At 66.4% G+C, this 15,853-nt stretch carries 19 protein-coding genes; 10 read left to right on the top strand and 9 right to left on the bottom strand.

Features of this window, described 5'->3' with window-relative positions:
* Position 1 precedes the first annotated feature (1 nt).
* From AC51BJ_RS03220 to AC51BJ_RS03195, 6 genes are all read right to left on the bottom strand, one after another.
* A complete protein-coding gene (locus tag AC51BJ_RS03220) occupies positions 2-799 on the bottom strand; it encodes a fused MFS/spermidine synthase (RefSeq protein WP_430434188.1) in 798 nt (265 codons plus the stop codon).
* Positions 796-1,053: a cell division topological specificity factor MinE gene (minE, locus tag AC51BJ_RS03215; RefSeq protein ID WP_019918050.1), complete on the bottom strand. Its 258-nt coding sequence runs from the start codon at positions 1,051-1,053 to the stop codon at positions 796-798. The genes AC51BJ_RS03220 and minE overlap by 4 nt, the downstream gene beginning before the upstream one ends.
* 2 nt (positions 1,054-1,055) lie before the next feature.
* On the bottom strand, positions 1,056-1,871 hold the full coding sequence (minD, locus tag AC51BJ_RS03210; RefSeq protein WP_024300408.1) for a septum site-determining protein MinD: 816 nt from the start codon (positions 1,869-1,871) through the stop codon (positions 1,056-1,058).
* A gap of 20 nt (positions 1,872-1,891) precedes the next feature.
* Positions 1,892-2,680, bottom strand: a complete 789-nt coding sequence (gene minC, locus AC51BJ_RS03205) for a septum site-determining protein MinC (protein WP_430434186.1) — start codon at positions 2,678-2,680, stop codon at positions 1,892-1,894.
* Between the two features lie 62 nt (positions 2,681-2,742).
* The gene (gene hslO / locus AC51BJ_RS03200) at positions 2,743-3,615 is read right to left on the bottom strand and encodes an Hsp33 family molecular chaperone HslO (protein WP_496279304.1); all 873 of its coding nucleotides are present in this window, start codon (positions 3,613-3,615) and stop codon (positions 2,743-2,745) included.
* Positions 3,612-3,956 carry a Spx/MgsR family RNA polymerase-binding regulatory protein gene (locus AC51BJ_RS03195; RefSeq protein WP_425761871.1) on the bottom strand — a complete coding sequence of 115 codons (345 nt, stop codon included), beginning with the start codon at positions 3,954-3,956 and terminating at the stop codon, positions 3,612-3,614. The genes hslO and AC51BJ_RS03195 overlap by 4 nt, the downstream gene beginning before the upstream one ends.
* Positions 3,957-3,990: 34 nt before the next feature.
* Between AC51BJ_RS03195 and AC51BJ_RS03190 the strand changes: the two genes are divergently transcribed.
* Entirely contained in the window at positions 3,991-4,644 is a 654-nt protein-coding gene (locus AC51BJ_RS03190) for a hypothetical protein (RefSeq protein WP_496279303.1), read from the top strand.
* Positions 4,645-4,712: 68 nt separating this feature from the next.
* On the opposite strand, the gene AC51BJ_RS03185 is transcribed toward AC51BJ_RS03190, so the two are convergent.
* Positions 4,713-5,111, bottom strand: coding sequence for a hypothetical protein (locus AC51BJ_RS03185; RefSeq protein WP_430434183.1), 399 nt, complete (start codon positions 5,109-5,111; stop codon positions 4,713-4,715).
* A gap of 77 nt (positions 5,112-5,188) precedes the next feature.
* Positions 5,189-7,285 carry a polyphosphate kinase 1 gene (gene ppk1, locus AC51BJ_RS03180; protein WP_496279302.1) on the bottom strand — a complete coding sequence of 699 codons (2,097 nt, stop codon included), beginning with the start codon at positions 7,283-7,285 and terminating at the stop codon, positions 5,189-5,191.
* Between the two features lie 155 nt (positions 7,286-7,440).
* Here ppk1 and ppx point away from each other — a divergent pair, with 155 nt between their 5' ends.
* From ppx to AC51BJ_RS03150, 6 genes are read left to right on the top strand one after another with little or no spacing between them, the layout of a single operon-like run.
* Positions 7,441-8,943, top strand: coding sequence for an exopolyphosphatase (gene ppx / locus AC51BJ_RS03175; protein ID WP_496279301.1), 1,503 nt, complete (start codon positions 7,441-7,443; stop codon positions 8,941-8,943).
* Between the two features lie 10 nt (positions 8,944-8,953).
* Positions 8,954-10,075: an MlaE family ABC transporter permease gene (locus tag AC51BJ_RS03170; protein WP_496279300.1), complete on the top strand. Its 1,122-nt coding sequence runs from the start codon at positions 8,954-8,956 to the stop codon at positions 10,073-10,075.
* A complete protein-coding gene (locus tag AC51BJ_RS03165) occupies positions 10,072-10,842 on the top strand; it encodes an ABC transporter ATP-binding protein (protein WP_430434180.1) in 771 nt (256 codons plus the stop codon). Before AC51BJ_RS03170 ends, AC51BJ_RS03165 begins: the two co-directional genes overlap by 4 nt.
* A 2-nt stretch (positions 10,843-10,844) precedes the next feature.
* Positions 10,845-11,813, top strand: a complete 969-nt coding sequence (locus AC51BJ_RS03160) for an MlaD family protein (RefSeq protein ID WP_496279299.1) — start codon at positions 10,845-10,847, stop codon at positions 11,811-11,813.
* 12 nt (positions 11,814-11,825) lie between these two features.
* The gene (locus tag AC51BJ_RS03155) at positions 11,826-12,416 is read left to right on the top strand and encodes an ABC-type transport auxiliary lipoprotein family protein (RefSeq protein ID WP_496279298.1); all 591 of its coding nucleotides are present in this window, start codon (positions 11,826-11,828) and stop codon (positions 12,414-12,416) included.
* Positions 12,413-13,129: a GAF domain-containing protein gene (locus AC51BJ_RS03150; RefSeq protein WP_496279297.1), complete on the top strand. Its 717-nt coding sequence runs from the start codon at positions 12,413-12,415 to the stop codon at positions 13,127-13,129. The genes AC51BJ_RS03155 and AC51BJ_RS03150 overlap by 4 nt, the downstream gene beginning before the upstream one ends.
* Positions 13,130-13,165: 36 nt before the next feature.
* On the opposite strand, the gene gcvH is transcribed toward AC51BJ_RS03150, so the two are convergent.
* A complete protein-coding gene (gcvH, locus tag AC51BJ_RS03145; protein WP_496279296.1) occupies positions 13,166-13,543 on the bottom strand; it encodes a glycine cleavage system protein GcvH in 378 nt (125 codons plus the stop codon).
* Positions 13,544-13,624: 81 nt separating this feature from the next.
* Here gcvH and AC51BJ_RS03140 point away from each other — a divergent pair, with 81 nt between their 5' ends.
* From AC51BJ_RS03140 to AC51BJ_RS03130, 3 genes are read left to right on the top strand one after another with little or no spacing between them, the layout of a single operon-like run.
* On the top strand, positions 13,625-14,482 hold the full coding sequence (locus AC51BJ_RS03140; protein WP_496279295.1) for a 3',5'-nucleoside bisphosphate phosphatase: 858 nt from the start codon (positions 13,625-13,627) through the stop codon (positions 14,480-14,482).
* A gap of 36 nt (positions 14,483-14,518) precedes the next feature.
* Positions 14,519-15,145: an L-threonylcarbamoyladenylate synthase gene (locus AC51BJ_RS03135; RefSeq protein WP_430434175.1), complete on the top strand. Its 627-nt coding sequence runs from the start codon at positions 14,519-14,521 to the stop codon at positions 15,143-15,145.
* A gap of 35 nt (positions 15,146-15,180) precedes the next feature.
* The gene (locus tag AC51BJ_RS03130) at positions 15,181-15,837 is read left to right on the top strand and encodes a site-2 protease family protein (RefSeq protein WP_304003357.1); all 657 of its coding nucleotides are present in this window, start codon (positions 15,181-15,183) and stop codon (positions 15,835-15,837) included.
* Positions 15,838-15,853: the final 16 nt, after the last annotated feature.

The following is a 15,853-nucleotide window of genomic DNA, read 5'->3' as shown; positions in this document are numbered from 1 at the left end:
TTCAGAGCTTCAGGCGGCCGCCCGGGCAGTAGCCGGCCTTTTCCAGCCGGCTCAGGGTTGGTGCCAGATTGAGCGTGGTCTGCGTGCGCAAATGGCGCGCCCGCTCGCGCAGCGTGTCCAGCGACAGGTCGATCACCTCGGCACCACCGGCGACGCAGATCGCATTGCCTTCGTCGAGCGAGGGCAGCACCAGCGCTCGCCCGTCGTGGGCGTCGATCAGGCGCTGCGCACTGGCGCGGAAGCCGCGCGTGCGACCGAACATGTTCAGGCTGACACGCCCATCCGTGGCAAGGCGCGCACGGCAGTGCTGGTGAAAGGCGGCGGTATCGAGCGCATTGGCGCGCGCCCGGTGGTCATAGCCATCGACCAGGATGAAGTCCCACGCCGTCTCGCTTTCGGCGACGAATTTCGCGCCGTCGTCGATGACGATGCGCAGACGCTCGTCCTCGGCCGGGAGCCGAAAATGCATCGCCGCGACGGCCGGCATGCGCGGATCGATCTCGACCACGGTGATGTCGGCCCGCGGGCAGTAACGATGCAGAAACTTGGTGACCGAGCCCGCGCCCAGCCCGATCACCAGCACGCGTGCCGGCCACGCGTCGTGCGGCGCGAACAGCAGCGGCAGCATCATTTCGCGCGTGTATTCCAGTTCCAGCGCGAACGGGCGCGCGACGCGCATGGCGCCCTGCACCCATTCGGAACCAAAGTGCAGGTAGCGCACGCCGGCCGCCTCGGACACGTCTATCGAATTGCGCGGCGTCTTCGTGCGCCCGCTGCCGAACAGCGTGGCGAGGCTCAATTGCGCTGCTCGGGCAGCACGATGTTGACTTCGAGTACCTCGTAGTTGTCCTGCTTTTCGAGCTGAACCTTGATGTCTTCCGGGTTCACGCGCACGTATTTCGAAATCACCGCCACCAGTTCCTGCTGCAGCGCCGGCAAGAAGTCGGGCGCCGAGTTCGATCCGCGCTCGCGCGCGATGATCAGCTGAAGGCGTTCCTTCGCGATCGAAGCGGTCTTCTGCTTCTGGCCGAAGATCAGGGAAAGCAGGGACATGCTTACTTCCCTCCGAACAGGCGCTTGAGCAGGCCGGGCTTTTCGTAGTCGACGAAGCGCAGCGGACGCTCCTCGCCGAGGAAGCGCGCGACCACGTCTTCGTACGCCTGGGCGACGTCGCTGCCTTCCATGTGGATGGCTGGCGTACCCTGGTTCGAGGCCTGCAGCACGATTTCCGATTCCGGGATCACGCCCAGCACCGGGATGCGCAGGATTTCCTGCACGTCGACGTGGCTCAGCATTTCGCCTTCAACGGCGCGCTTGGGCGAGTAGCGGGTGACCACCAGATGTTCCTTCACCGGCTCGCGGCCGTCGCGCGCGCGGCGCGATTTCGACTGCAGGATGCCGAGGATGCGGTCCGAGTCGCGCACCGAACTCACTTCCGGATTGGTCACGATGACCGCCTCGTCGGCGAAGGTGAGCGCCATTACCGCACCGTGCTCGATGCCGGCCGGCGAGTCGCAGACGATGTAGTCGAAACCCATGTCGGCGAGGTCCTTCAACACCTTTTCGACGCCTTCTTCGGTCAGCGCGTCCTTGTCGCGCGTCTGCGAGGCGGGCAGCACGAACAGGTTGTCGCAGTGCTTGTCCTTGATCAGCGCCTGGGTAAGGTTGGCTTCGCCGTGGATTACGTTCACGAAGTCATACACCACGCGGCGTTCGCAGCCCATGATGAGATCAAGGTTGCGCAGGCCGACGTCGAAATCGATCACCGCGGTCTTCTTGCCGCGCAGTGCGAGGCCGGACGAAAAAGCGGCGCTGGTCGTGGTCTTGCCCACGCCGCCCTTGCCGGATGTGACGACTACGATACGGGTCACTGTGTTCTCCCTCTTGTGATTCAGGTGGTCGCCAAAGCGGCGACGGTCAATACCTGTTTGTCCGAATGGTCTTCCAGGCGCACGTGCGCCGGTCGGCGCAACAGTTCGCCGCTGGCCGTGTGTTCGAAGGTCTTGTACACGCCGGCGATCGACACCAGTTCCGCCTCGAAGCAGGTGGTGAAGATGCGCGCCTGCGTGTCGCCCGAGGCGCCGGCCAGTGCACGGCCACGCAGCGGCGCGTAGATGTGGATGTTGCCGTCGGCGATCACTTCGGCGCCGGCACTGACCATGGCCAGCACCACCAGATCGCAGCCGCGCGCATAGATGCGCTGACCGGAGCGCAAGGGCTTGTCGATGATTTCGGTGCGTCGCGACGCTTCGTGGGCGACCGCCGCGGGTGTGTTCGCCGCCGCCGGCTCGGGGGGCGCTACTGCCGCAGGCGGTTCGGGCGTCGGTTCAGGTTCGCGCTCGGGCGCGGCGCGCGGCGCGCTGTCGGCCGCCAGCACGGCCATGCCAAGCGCGCGCGCATCGTCCGCGGCAGCGTCGCACGCGGCTTGCACGGCGATGGCGGTCAGCGCATGGCGGCCCAGGGCGTCGCGGATGGCCGGCAGGTCGGGGCGGGCGTCGGCCGGCAGTTCGCTGCAGTCGATCACCACCGGTTCGCCGGAAAAGAAGCCGGGCATGCTGCCGAGCCGCGCGTCGAGCGCTGCGGCGATGGCCGTGCTGTCGTCGCTGCGCAGCACGGCACGCATCGCTTCGAGCGTGGCGCTTTTGAGTTCTATGGCCGAAGTATCGGGCTTGCGCGCCATGGGGAGTCCGCGGGAAATGTCGAAAGTCTACTCAGTGCCCGACCTGCGGGCAACACGGCGTTTCAATGCACCGCCGCCGGCGGATCGCCGAACAGGCGGGCGATGTCGGCTGCGCTGAAGCGGTAGTCGTGATTGCACATGTCGTCATGGATGTGCAGTTCGCCCTTCTCGGCGAGGATGGATTCGACCTCGGCGCGGCCCAGCGACAGCACCAGCCGACGCACCTTTTCCTCGTCGCGCGGGCAGTGATGGCGCGGCGTCTGTGCCTCGAACACGCGGATGCCGCCGGCCTGTATCTCCTCGTGGAACAGTCGGCCGAGCAGCGTTTCAGTGTCCAGCGTCTTCAGTTCGTCCGGCGTCACCGTGGCGGCCAGATGGCACACACGGGCCCAGCCGTCGGCGTCGCGCTGATCGGCGCCCGGCAGCTTCTGCAGGAACAGCCCGCTCGCCGTATCCCCGTCGGCAGCCAGCCACAGCGCCGTGGGCTGCTGCTCGGACTGTTCGAGGAAGTGCTCGAATACCTCTGCCACGGTCGCGCCTTCGAGCGGTACCACGCTCTGGTAGGGCGTGGGAGAGCTTTCCGGCTGCATGGTCATGACCAGATGGCCATCGCCCAACAGTTCGGGCAGCGGTGCTTCGACCAGCTCGGCCGGCGCACTCGCCATGCCACGGATGCGCAATTGCTGGTCGCAATCGACCACCAGCATGCCCACCGCGCCATTGCCGCGCACCTGGACTGTCAGCCGACCTGGCTGCTTGAGCTGGCCGCCCACCATCAGCGACACCACGGTCACTTCGCCGAGCAGTCGCGTCACCACCCGGCCGTAGCCGCGGCCACGCAGCATCGACTGCCAGCCTTCGGACAGGCGCACGCGGGCGCCGCGGATGTCCAGACCTTCGAACATGAAGCGCTGGATCAGGTCAGGTGCGCTCATCCGAGCACCTCGGACCAGCGTTGGGGGTCGAAACCGATCAGCAGTTCGTCACCGTGGTCGACGATGGGCCGGCGGATGGCGGACGGGTTGGCGCTGAGCAGCGCGAATGCGCGATCGGCGTCGAGGTCGGCGGTCTGGTCAGGCGGCAGCTTGCGGAAGGTGGTGCCGCGCGTATTGACGACGGCCTGCCAGCCGGCGCGGCGTATCCAGTCAGCCAGGGCGTCTGCCGGTACGCCGTCCTTCTTGTAGTCATGCAGTTGGAAGTCGATGTGCCGGTCGGCAAGCCAGGCGAAGGCACGCGACATGGTGTCGCAGCGCTTGATACCGAAGACGCGAAGCATGGGGTGTTGAGGTGCGAAATCCGGAGAGCGCGCATTGTACGTTGCACCGCCGGCGCCTGCTGCGGGTGACGAATGGTCTCCTGGGGCTGGCGTCATCGTCCTGCAATGGTTAAGATTTGGAAAATTTATCCGAAACAACAAACTGGCACGCGAAATTGATCGGCTTATTCAGGTCTTTCGCGCGCATCAACAGTGGGAGACGTGCATGATGTTTCGACGCCCGGGCCTCTATGCCCTGACGCTGGTTTTCGGATTTTCGATGTTTGCCGCCGATGTTGCGCTTGCAGCGCGTTCGGTCGCCAGCGGCAAGCAGGTCAAGTCGGCAGTCCGCCCTGCGGCCAAGATCGCCTCCAAGAAGCGTGTTTCGCCCACAGTGCAGGCCGCGGCCAAGCGCTCGGCGCCGCTTGCTGTCGCGGTGCCGGCTTTCCGCCCGCCGAAGCCGCCGGCGCAGCGTCACTACGCGGTCGATGGCAGCACCTTCTACGCGGACGGCGTGCGGGTGCGCGCCGCCGGCCTGGAGGGAATTGAAATGGCGGGTGCCTCGGGCATGGCCAAACAGCGGCTGCAGCAACTGCTTGATTCCGGTCGCGTCAGCATCGAACCGCTGGGCATGGATGGCGGCGACGTCACGCTGGCCCGGGTGCGGGTGGATGGACGCGACGTGAGCGAACTGGTCAGCGCGCGCTGAGTCCAGCGCCGAATGAAAAAGGGCCCGGTGATTACCGGGCCCTTTTTCATTGTCCTGTCGTCTGAGGATCAGCCTGCGGTCAGCGCAGGGTTCCGGCTGCCGTGTGTTTCCTTCGCGGCCGGTGCGTCGTCCGCCACTGCCTCGTCGGCGACCGTTTCGGCGTCGACCGGCTTCAGTTTGCGGGTGTTTTTCGGGCTGACCGTCGGCAGCACGACCTCGATCTTGTTCTGCGTCATGTAGTCGTTCATTTCGCGCCAACCGGCGAAGATGGCGGCCTTCGACGCCTTCGGATTCAAGGCGTAGCAGTCCTCGAGCGCGCGGCCGGCGTGGCGGCAGGCGCCGCCGACGGCCTTGGCCTCCAGTTCCTTCTGCGCTGCGGCGCGGTTGGGATCGGGAATGGGCAACTTGTCGCACGCGGCCACAAGGACTGCGCACGCGATCAGCACGATGGAGGGGACAGCTTTCACCTGGGGGCGCTTCCGGAGATTGGGCACACACCCTGTCTACGGCAGCGCGCCCCCGCCGCTTGAGTGCCGTGACGCGCTTACAGAGCGCCGCGCGAACACTCGGCCAGCAGCGTGTCCTGTGCACAGTGGCGCGCCGCCCGCGACACTCGGCGGCGGTAGCGGCCGTCCGGCTCCATCTCCCACGACTGGCTGTTGTCCAGCAGGTAGGGGCGCAGGCCTTCCTTCATGATGCGTCGCTTCAGCTTCGGATCGAGTACCGGGAAGGCCACCTCGATACGGCGGAAGAAGTTGCGCTCCATCCAGTCGGCGCTGGCGAGGTAGAGCTTTTCCTCGCCGTCGGCGTGGAAGTGATAGATGCGCGAATGTTCGAGGAAGCGGCCGACCACCGAACGCACGGTGATCTTGTCCGACAGGCCGGGCACGCCCGGGCGCAGCGCGCACACCCCGCGCACGATGAGGTCGATGTCCACGCCGGCCTGACTGGCTGCGTAAAGCGCTTCGATCGTCTCGTCCTCGACCAGCGAATTCATCTTGGCGATGATGCGGCCCTTGCGGCCGGCACGTGCGTTCTCCGCTTCCTGCCCGATGGCGGCGATCACGTTGCTGTGCAACGTGAAGGGTGCCTGCCACAGATGGGTGAGCGTGCCGGCGTGTCCGAGGCCGGTCAGCTGCTTGAATACCTCATTCACGTCCTCGCCGATCTGCTCGTTCGCGGTCATCAGGCCGAAGTCGGTGTAGAAACGGGCGGTGCGCGGGTGGTAGTTGCCGGTACCGAGGTGCACGAAGCGGCGGAAGCGGTGCACGCCATCCACCTGCTCGCGCCGCACCACCATCAGCAGCTTGGCGTGCGTCTTGTAGCCGAACACGCCATAGACGACATGTGCGCCGGCCTCTTCGAGGCGCGACGCCCAGTTGATGTTCGCTTCTTCGTCGAAGCGCGCCATCAGTTCGACCACGACGGTGACTTCCTTGCCCTTGAGCGCGGCGCGCACCAGCGCCTCCATCAGCACGGAATCGGTGCCGGTGCGGTACACCGTCATCTTGATCGCCACGACTTCAGGGTCGTCGACCGCCTGCTGCACCAGGTCAATCACCGGCTTGAAGGACTGGAAGGGATGGTGCAACAGCAGATCCTGCTTGCGGATCATGGCGAAGATGTCGTAGCGCTTTTCCATTGTGCGCGGCACCTGCGGCACAAAGGGCGGGTATTTCAGATCCGGGCGCTCGACCCAGTCCGGCACCTGCATCAGACGCACGAGGTTCACGATGCCCGGCGCGCGGTAGAGGTCGTCGCGCGTCAGGTTGAACTGCTGCAGCAGGAAATCCGCCATGTGTTCGGAACAGTTGTCCGCAACTTCCAGCCGCACGGCGTCGCCGTAATGGCGCTGCGGCAGTTCGCCCTGCAGCGCCTGGCGCAGGTTCTTTACCTCTTCCTCGTCGAGGAAGAGGTCGGAGTTGCGGGTGACGCGGAACTGGTAGCAGCCGAGCACGTTCATGCCTTCGAACAGATCGCCGACATTCATGTGCATGGCTGACGACAGAAACACGAAGCCGTGGTCCACGCCGGTCAGTTCCTTCGGCAGCTTGATCACGCGCGGCAGCGCGCGCGGTGCCTGCACGATGGCGTAGCGCGAACTGCGGCCGAAGGCGTCGCGGCCTTCCAGCTCGACGGCGAAGTTCAGGCTCTTGTTCAGCACGCGCGGGAAGGGGTGCGAGGGGTCGAGCCCGATCGGCGTCAGCACAGGCATCAGCTCGCGCATGAAGTAGTCGCGCACCCAGTCGCGTTGCGCTTCGGTCCAGTCGCCGCGGCGCAGGAACACGATGCCTTCCTTTTCCAGCAGCGGCAGGATGACGTCGTTCAGCAGCGAATACTGTTCGGCGATCAGCTGGTGCGCTTCGGCGGCAATCAGCCGCAGTGCTTCCTGCGCGGAGCGGCCGTCCGAGGTGACACCGCGGGCGCCCATGCGGATGTGTTCGCGCAGGCCACCGATGCGGACCTCGAAGAACTCGTCGAGGTTGCTCGACACGATGCACAGGAACTTCAACCGTTCGAGCAGCGGTACGCGTTCGTCCGCCGCCTGCGCCAGCACGCGCCGGTTGAAGGCGATCAGCGACAGTTCGCGGTTGATGAAGTGATCGGGTGCGTAGCGTGGCACCGGCAGGATGGACGGCATGATCGGTTTCTGTCTCTGAAGTTGTTGTTATGCGACCCGGTATTTTGTGACACAAGTGCTATGGAATTATTACAGCGTCCGGGCGCCTCGTGCTTGACGGCGCGTGGCTTGCGCGCTGCTACACTCCGCGCTGATCTCTTTTATTGCATCGCCGCATGAGCTACGAACTTCTTGCCGCAGTCGACCTCGGGTCCAACAGTTTCCGGCTCCAGGTCGCGCGGGTGATCGATGACCAGATCTACCCGCTCGACGGCGTGAAGGAAACCGTCCGCCTGGCGGCCGGTCTGGGGCACGGCAAGTTGCTCGACGGGGCGTCGCAGCTCAGGGGGCTGGAGGCGCTGTCCCGTTTCAACGAGCGTCTGCGCGGCTTCGCGCCGGACCAGGTGCGTGCGGTGGCCACCAACACGTTGCGCGTGGCGAAGAACGCGCCGCAGTTCCTGCCGCAGGCCGAGGCGGCTCTGGGCTTCCCGATCGAGGTGATCGCCGGGCGTGAGGAGGCGCGGCTGATTTACGTCGGCGTTGCCCACACGCTGCCCAATCCTTCCAGTCAGCAACTGGTGGTCGATATCGGTGGCGGCTCGACCGAGTTCATCATCGGTCGCAGCTTCGAGCCGATGGCGCTCGAATCGCTCTACATGGGCTGCGTCGCCTTCAGCCTGCGCTATTTTCCCGACGGCCGCATGGACAAGAAGTCGCTGCGCGAGGCCGAACTGGCGGCGCGGCGTGAACTTGAAACCATCGAGCAGGACTACCGGTCGCTCGGCTGGGACGAGGCGGTGGGTTCCAGCGGCACCGCCCGCGCGCTGCTCGACATCATGGAACTGAACGGCTGGTGCCAGGGCGCGCTGACGCGCGAAGGCATGGACAAGCTGCGTTCGCTGCTGCTGCGGGTCGGCGACGTGAATCGCCTCGGTGTGGCAGGGCTTCGTCCGGATCGGCTGCCAGTGCTGGCCGGCGGATTCGCCATCATGTCGGCGGTGTTCGACGCCTTCCGTCTCGAACGCATGAGTTTTTCCGAGGGTGCGCTGCGGCTGGGCGTGCTGTACGACCTGCTCGGGCGCTATCACCATCGTGACCTGCGCGACGCGACCGTGCTGCAGTTCGTGCGCCGTTACCAGGTGGACCAGCGTCAGGCCGATCGTGTCCACGCCACGGCGCTCAAGCTTTACCGGCAGCTTGAGCCGGATGCCGGCGACGATCATCCGGACCTGCACCTGTTGAGCTGGGCGGCGCGCTTGCACGAGCTGGGCATCTCGGTGGCGCACGCCGGCTACCACAAGCACAGCGCCTACATCGTCGGCAATGCCGACATGCCGGGCTTCTCGCGCATGGACCAGGCGCGACTCGCGCGGCTGGTGCTGGCGCACCGCGGCAAGCTGGAGAAGGTGAATTCCGCCGCCGCCGACCTGCGCGACTGGCCGCTCATCCTTTGTCTGCGGCTGGCCGTGCTGCTGCATCGCAGCCGCGACGACTACGACGAACTGCCGCTGCGCCTCGAGCGCAGTGGCGCGGGCTACGTCATGTCGGCGCGCGCCGAATGGCTGGCGGCGTCACCGCTGACTGCCGCCAGCCTGCACGACGAGCAGCGTCTGTGGGCGGCGATAGGCATCGAGCTCAAGCTGCGTCCGCAGCGCGCCAAAGGCCAGTCGGCCGCCTGAGCGCCAGATCATGGGCGTCCCGACGATTGCGTTCGAGATGTCCGGGCCGTTGCGCGTTGCCGTGCTGGCCGGCGACTGGACGCTGACGGGACTGGAAGGACGCCTCGACGCCTTGCGCACGCAACTCGCCGCGGCCGAAGCAGGCCGGATCGAGACCTGGAACCTCGCCGCCGTGAGCCGCCTCGATTCGCTCGGCGCCAGCGTGCTGTGGCGCGGCTGGGGCGACCGGCTGCCTGAGCAGTTGGAGGCCGATCCGCGTACGCGCAGGATGCTGGAGTCGGCGGCAACGCTCGGGGTACGCCGCCGCGGCGGCGCACCGCAATCGCGTTTCGGCGATTCGCTTGTCGCGCTCGGTCGCGTCGGCATTGCGCTGTGGCGCCAGCTGATCGGCATGATCGCGCTGACCGGCCAGATGCTGTTCGATCTCGCCGCTGCATTGCGTCGCCCGCACGACGCGCCGCTGCGCGAGCTGTCGGCCAATCTGTACAAGACCGGCGTGACGGCGCTGCCGATCACCGCGCTGGTGGGCTTCCTGATCGGCGTCGTGCTGTCCTATCTGTCGGCGCTGCAACTGAAGACCTTCGGCGCAGACGTGTTCATCATCAACATCCTCGGCATCGGCATCGTGCGCGAACTGGGGCCGGTGCTGGTGGCGGTGCTGGTGGCCGGACGCTCCGGCTCGGCGATGACCGCGCAGCTCGGCGTGATGCGGGTCACCGAGGAGATCGATGCGCTGACCACGATGGGCGTGCCGGCCACGTTGCGGCTGGTGTTGCCCAAGGTGCTGGCACTGCTGGCGGCGATGCCGCTGCTGGTGCTGTGGACCTCGTCGGCGGCGCTGTTCGGCGGCATGGTGGCGGCTTCGATACAGCTCGACATCAGCTACGGTTTCTTTCTCGAAACCCTGCCGCGCGTAGTGCCGATCGCCAATCTCTACATCGGCCTGGGCAAGGGTCTGGCTTTCGGTCTGGTGATCGCGCTGGTCGCCTGCCATTTCGGACTGACGGTGAAGCCGAACACCGAAAGCCTGTCGGCCAATACGACGCGTTCGGTGGTCAGTGCGATCACCTGCGTCATCCTGGTCGACGCGGTGTTCGCCATTGCTACGCGTCACATCGGCATGCCAACATGAACGACGCGGTCATCGACATCCGCGGGCTGGTCACGCGCTTCGGCAGCAATGTCGTGCATGACGGACTGGATCTTGCCCTGCCGGCAGGCGAGGTGCTGGCGCTGGTCGGTGGTTCGGGCAGCGGCAAGACCACGCTGCTGCGCCAGGTGATCGGCCTGCTGCGGCCGCAGCAGGGGCAGATAAGGGTGTTCGGTCAGCCGCTCTTTTCCGGTGATGCGCTGGCCGACCGCCAGTTGCGGCGTCGTTTCGGTGTGCTGTTCCAGCAGGGCGCCCTGTTTTCCGCACTCAACGTGCTGGAGAACATCGCCTTTCCGCTGCGCGAACTGCGCTGGCTCGATCGCGATGCCATCCACGATCTGGTCATGATCAAGCTCGCCATGGTCGAGCTGGAACCGCAGCACGCCTGGCTGATGCCGGCCGAACTGTCCGGGGGCATGATCAAGCGGGTTGCGCTGGCTCGCGCGCTGGCGCTCGAACCGGAGCTGCTGCTGCTCGACGAACCGACAGCCGGCCTCGATCCGGACCGTTCGGAGGCCTTTGTCGCGCTGATCCGTCGCTTGCGCGATCAGCTTGGTCTGACCGTGGTGCTGGTGACCCACGATCTCGACACACTGGCGGCGCTGGCGACTCAGGTCGCCGTGCTCGGCGAGCGACGTATACTCGCTTACGGTCCACTTGATCACGTCATGAAACACGATCATCCCTTCATCCGCAGTTTCTTCTGTGCCGAACGCATGTCGCGCCTGCTCGCGCGCAGCGGGAGCTGATCATGGAAAGCCGCGCCCACGCACTGGCTGCAGGTCTGTTCCTGCTGCTGATGAGTGTCGCCGTCGGACTGGCCATCTGGTATCTGTCCAGCGGGGACGACGCCGGAGAGGAGTACCTGCTGGTGACCACGGCCGATGTCGGTGGCCTGAGTCCGCAGGCTCAGGTGCGCTACCGCGGCATCCGTGTCGGCAAGGTGAGGGACATTTACATCAACCCTGACAACCCGCGGGAAATCCACGTCCGCATCTCGATTCCGGCGCGTTATCCGGTGACCGCGGGCACGCGCGCAGAACTTGGCTATCTCGGCGTGACCGGTCTGGCGCTGATCGACATGACGGACGATGGCTCCGACCCGACGCCGCTGTCGCCGGCCGACGCCCGCATCCCGCTGCGTGGCTCGCAGTTTGGCGGGCTGGGCAACAAGGCCAGCGACACGATGGACGTGATGCGCCAGGTGCTGTTGCGGCTGCATGTGCTGCTCGACGACCGCAATCTCGAACGCATAGGCGCGACGCTGGGCAGCCTGCAGTCGGCGACTGCGCACCTGGACCGGACGCTGGTCCATCTGCCGGGCGTCGCCGGCGATCTGCGCGAAACGCTGCAACGCGCTCAGGCAGTGCTGTCGGCTGAAAATATCGAACGCAGCGGGCGCATCCTCGGTCAGCTGGAGGCGGTCAGCGCCCAAGGCGCGCCGCTGGCGCAGGAACTGCGGACCGTGCTGGCGTCGATGCAGCAGTTGTCATCGCGGCTCGATGCGCTGGCTGCGAGCATGGGGCAACAGATCAACGGCGACACCTTGCCGCGGCTGCAGACGCTGCTCGACGAAGCGAACCGCGATGCCCGCCAGCTGCGACGTGTGCTGGGCGAGCTCGAGTCTTCGCCACAGATGCTGCTGCTCGGGCGCGAGACGCAACAGCCCGGGCCCGGCGAGCCCGGTTTCGATCCCGCCGCCGGCAGAGCGCGCGACTGAGGAGCATCGGAGATGAAATCACTTTGGGCGAGCGCGCTGCTGTCGATCACGCTGGCCGCGTGCGGGCCGCTGCTGCCGCGTTCGCCGACGTCCGAACTTCACGATCTGGGCAGCCAGCGTGCCGCCCGCCCGCTGGCGCGCGTGCCGGTGCTGACCGACGTGCGTGCCCCGAATTGGCTGGACGGCACCGCCATCCACTATCGCCTTGCCTACGAGAGCGAAACACGCCGACGCAGTTACGCATTGAGCCGCTGGGCAGCACCACCGGCCGAACTGCTGTCGGTCGCGCTGCGACGCATGCTGGATAGCCCGGGTGCGCCGTCGACCTGCCGTCTGGTGGTCGAGCTGGACGAGTTCATACAGGTGTTCGAGCAGCAGCAGGCGTCGGCGGCGCTGATATCCGGGGTCGCCACATTGGTCGGCGCCAATGGCAGAACCATCGTCGACCGCATGCGCTTCTCGCTGACCGAGAAGGCGCTCGGCGCCGATGCGCCGTCCGGTGTTGCGGCGCTGTCGCGTGGCGTCGATGCACTGGGTGTGCGGATCGCCGACTGGCTTGATCGGGCGGAGGCCGAAGGGCTGAGCAGGAGGTGCGAATCATGAATCCGGGAAATGCAGCGCCACGCGATAACGGTCTGCTGCAGTCAGCATTGGATCAGGTCGCCGAGACGTGCTGGGCGCGCCTGCCGTGCGAGCGCGTCACCATCATGCTGGCCGACGGTGAGGGCCACGATGCCGTGCTTGGGATTGCGGCCTGGCGTGGCGAACTGGCGCAGGAAGTGGTCAATGCGCGGGTGAGCAGCGGCAGTTCGGTGGCGGGTGAGGTGTTCGCCAGCGGGCGAGGGCGGCGTGTCATCGACGCCGACGCGCCGCACGCCGGCGGCCGCGCGCGCGGCGAGGGCGGCAGCTTCATCTGCACGCCGTTGCCGCTTGACGGACGCATACTGGGCGTGATCAACGTGCGACGCGGTCGCGGTCAGCCGGCATTCACGGAAGAAGAGGAGGGCATGCTGGACTGCCTCGCGCTGTTCGGCGGCAAGTCGGTGCAGACCGCGCAACTGGCCTTCCTGGTCAAATCGGAGTTCGCGCAGCGGGCGCTGCAGGGCGAGGAGGTGACAGCGCTGGCGGAAGCCTTCTCGCAAGGCGCGGCGCAGCCGGCGCAGGTGGCGCGCATGCTGGCGAAATCCTTCTATCGGGAAATGAAGGCGGCCGGTTTTGGCAACAACCAGATCGTCGGCGCGGCGGGCGAGATCATCGACCAGCTGTCGGCCAGTCTGCGCAAGCACGGCCAGCGCATGGAGCGCGGCCGGCAGTGAATCATCGGCGCCGGGGCTGGCCGGCGCCGCGTCGCGTCAGCTGAGCGAGGCGCTGTAGGCGTCGGCGCTCAGCAGCTCGTCAAGTTCGGCCGCATTGTCCGGCTTGATGACGAACATCCAGGCACCGTAGGGATCCTGATTGACCGATTCGGGCTGGTCGGCGACCGGGGCATTGACCGCGGTGACCGTGCCCGACACCGGAGCGTGGATGTCGGAGGCCGACTTGACCGATTCGATCACCGCCATCGCCTCGGTACGGGCGACGGTGCGGCCGACATCGGGCAACTGCAGAAAGACCACATCTCCGAGGGCATCCTGCGCGTGGTCGGTGATGCCGACCGTCACGGTGCCGTCCTGTTCGACCCTGACCCATTCGTGTGTGTCGGTGTAGCGAAGATTGTCCGGATGATTCATTGCTGTTTCCTGGTGGGTTTGACCGGGCAAGATTGTAGCCGCGCAGGACCGTCAGCGGCCGCCTGCTAGAATCCCAAAGTTATGAATGCCGATCTGCACTGCCACTCCTGCCACTCCGACGGCGTACTGTCGCCGGCCGCGCTCGCCGCGCGCGCAGCGGCCAATGGCGTCGAGCTGTGGTCGCTGACCGATCACGACAATCTGGGCGGACTCGACGAAGCGCGCGAGCAAGCACGTGCGCTGGGCATGCGTTTCATCGACGGCGTCGAGATCTCCGTCACCTGGCACGGCACCACCATCCACGTCGTCGGCCTCGGCATCGATCCGCGCCATGCGCCACTGGAGCAGGGCCTGGCCAGCGTGCGCGGCGGCCGCGACGAGCGCGCGTTGCGCATGGCCGAGGCGCTGGAAGCGCTGGGCGTGCGCGAGGCCTACGCCAACGCGATGCGCCATGCCGGCAATCCGTCGCTCGTTGGTCGGTCACACTTCGCACGCGTGCTGGTCGAGCAGGGCTATGCGCCGGACGTGCATGCGGTGTTCCACAACTATCTGGTGCGCGGTCGCCCCGGCTACATCGAACACCAATGGACGGCGCTGGAGCAGGCGGTGGCGTGGATACGCGGCGCTGGCGGCGTCGCCGTGGTCGCCCATCCGGGCCGCTATCGCATCTCCGGCGATCAGTTGCTGCGCCTGCTCGGCGACTTCCGCGATGCCGGAGGGCAGGCCATCGAAGTGGTGTCCGGCTCGCACGGCGAGGCCGAGGTCAGGCATTTCGCCCGGCTGGCCCGCGATTTCGGTTTCTACGCCTCGCGCGCGTCCGACTTCCATGCGCCGGACGAAAGTCCGATCGACCTCGGACGAGGCGCTCATCTGCCCGCCGGTGTCGAACCGGTGTGGCATGCGCCCGAGCTTGGCTCGCGTGTCGCCTGTCCGGCCTGATGCCGCTTTTCCACACCCTCTGACGAATACATCCACGTGGCACAGCTTTTCACCGTACATCCCGACAATCCGCAACCCCGCCTGATACGACACGCCGCCGACATCCTCCGGGATGGCGGGCTCGCGGCCATTCCGACCGACTGCGCCTGGTCGCTGGTGGGCCATATGGGCGATGCGCGCGTGCTCGAGCGCATCCGTCGCATCCGCGACGTGGATGTGCATCATCATTTCACGATGATGTGCCGCGACCTGTCGGACATCGCCAACCTCGCCAAGGTCGATAACGCGCAGTTCCGTCTGCTCAAGAGCGCGACACCAGGGCCCTACACCTTCATTCTGGAGGCGACGCGGGAGTTGCCGCGGCGCATCCTGCATCCGAAGCGCAAGACCATCGGCCTGCGGGTGCCGGACCATCCGGTCGTGTCGGCATTGCTGGAGGCGCTGGGCGAACCGCTGCTCGGCTCGACCCTTTTGCTGCCCGGCGAAGATCTGCCGCTGACCGACGCCGAGGACATCCGCGAGCGCCTCCAGCACGAGCTCGACCTGGTGATCGACGCCGGTCACTGCGGTACGCAGCCGACCTCGGTGATCGACCTGTCGTCGGGCACGCCCGAACTGGTACGCGCCGGCGCGGGCGACGTCGCGCGCTTCGGCCTGGACTGACGTGCCGGCCGCGTTCTGCTAGCATCCGCCCGCCTATGGACGAAAGCATTGCACGCTTGGCGGTCATCGTGCTGCCGGTCGTGCTTGCCATTACGCTGCACGAGGCGGCCCACGGATACGCCGCACTGATGAAGGGGGATCCGACCGCGCATCTGGCCGGCCGGATCACCGCCAACCCCTTGAAGCACATCGATCCGGTCGGCACGATACTGGTGCCGCTGGTCATGTACTTCGTCGGCGCGATGGCGGGTCACGAGGGGCTGCTGTTCGGCTGGGCCAAGCCGGTGCCGGTCGATTTTTCGCGGCTGCGTCGCCCGAAGCAGGACATGTTCTGGGTTGCGGCAGCCGGTCCGGCCGCCAATCTGGTGATGGCACTGGGCTGGGGGCTGGCAATGAAGCTGGCACTCGGCATGCCCGGTCACTACTTTGCCGAGCCGCTGCTGCTGATGGCCAAGGCCGGCATACTGATCAATCTGGTGCTGATGGTGCTGAACCTTCTGCCCATACCGCCGCTCGACGGCGGACGCATCATGGTGAGCCTGCTGCCGCGCGGTCCGTCCATGGTGTTCGCGCGCATCGAGCCTTACGGCATGTTCATCCTGATCGCGCTGCTGGTGTCGCACGTACTCGACGACATCCTGCGTCCGCTGCTCGTGCTGGCGAACGCGCTGCTGATGTCCCTGCTTTTCTGAACCGGATGAATCGATA

The organism is Methyloversatilis sp. S146-33 (genome assembly GCF_059552495.1).
Note: the sequence above shows the minus strand (reverse complement) of the source record. Positions and strands in the feature narration are given on the sequence as shown.

What these genes read in the sequence shown, in the direction of transcription:
- minE (WP_019918050.1), bottom strand. Translation starts at nt 1,053, where the DNA reads ATGTCCCTGCTTTCCCTGATCTTCGGCCAGAAGCAGAAGACCGCTTCG.
- minC (WP_430434186.1), bottom strand. Translation starts at nt 2,680, where the DNA reads ATGGCGCGCAAGCCCGATACTTCGGCCATAGAACTCAAAAGCGCCACG.
- ppx (WP_496279301.1), top strand. Translation starts at nt 7,441, where the DNA reads ATGAGCTACGAACTTCTTGCCGCAGTCGACCTCGGGTCCAACAGTTTC.
- AC51BJ_RS03140 (WP_496279295.1), top strand. Translation starts at nt 13,625, where the DNA reads ATGAATGCCGATCTGCACTGCCACTCCTGCCACTCCGACGGCGTACTG.
- AC51BJ_RS03130 (WP_304003357.1), top strand. Translation starts at nt 15,181, where the DNA reads ATGGACGAAAGCATTGCACGCTTGGCGGTCATCGTGCTGCCGGTCGTG.
- AC51BJ_RS03160 (WP_496279299.1), top strand. Translation starts at nt 10,845, where the DNA reads ATGGAAAGCCGCGCCCACGCACTGGCTGCAGGTCTGTTCCTGCTGCTG.
- hslO (WP_496279304.1), bottom strand. Translation starts at nt 3,615, where the DNA reads ATGAGCGCACCTGACCTGATCCAGCGCTTCATGTTCGAAGGTCTGGAC.
- AC51BJ_RS03165 (WP_430434180.1), top strand. Translation starts at nt 10,072, where the DNA reads ATGAACGACGCGGTCATCGACATCCGCGGGCTGGTCACGCGCTTCGGC.
- gcvH (WP_496279296.1), bottom strand. Translation starts at nt 13,543, where the DNA reads ATGAATCATCCGGACAATCTTCGCTACACCGACACACACGAATGGGTC.
- ppk1 (WP_496279302.1), bottom strand. Translation starts at nt 7,285, where the DNA reads ATGCCGTCCATCCTGCCGGTGCCACGCTACGCACCCGATCACTTCATC.
- AC51BJ_RS03195 (WP_425761871.1), bottom strand. Translation starts at nt 3,956, where the DNA reads ATGCTTCGCGTCTTCGGTATCAAGCGCTGCGACACCATGTCGCGTGCC.
- AC51BJ_RS03155 (WP_496279298.1), top strand. Translation starts at nt 11,826, where the DNA reads ATGAAATCACTTTGGGCGAGCGCGCTGCTGTCGATCACGCTGGCCGCG.
- AC51BJ_RS03150 (WP_496279297.1), top strand. Translation starts at nt 12,413, where the DNA reads ATGAATCCGGGAAATGCAGCGCCACGCGATAACGGTCTGCTGCAGTCA.
- AC51BJ_RS03170 (WP_496279300.1), top strand. Translation starts at nt 8,954, where the DNA reads ATGGGCGTCCCGACGATTGCGTTCGAGATGTCCGGGCCGTTGCGCGTT.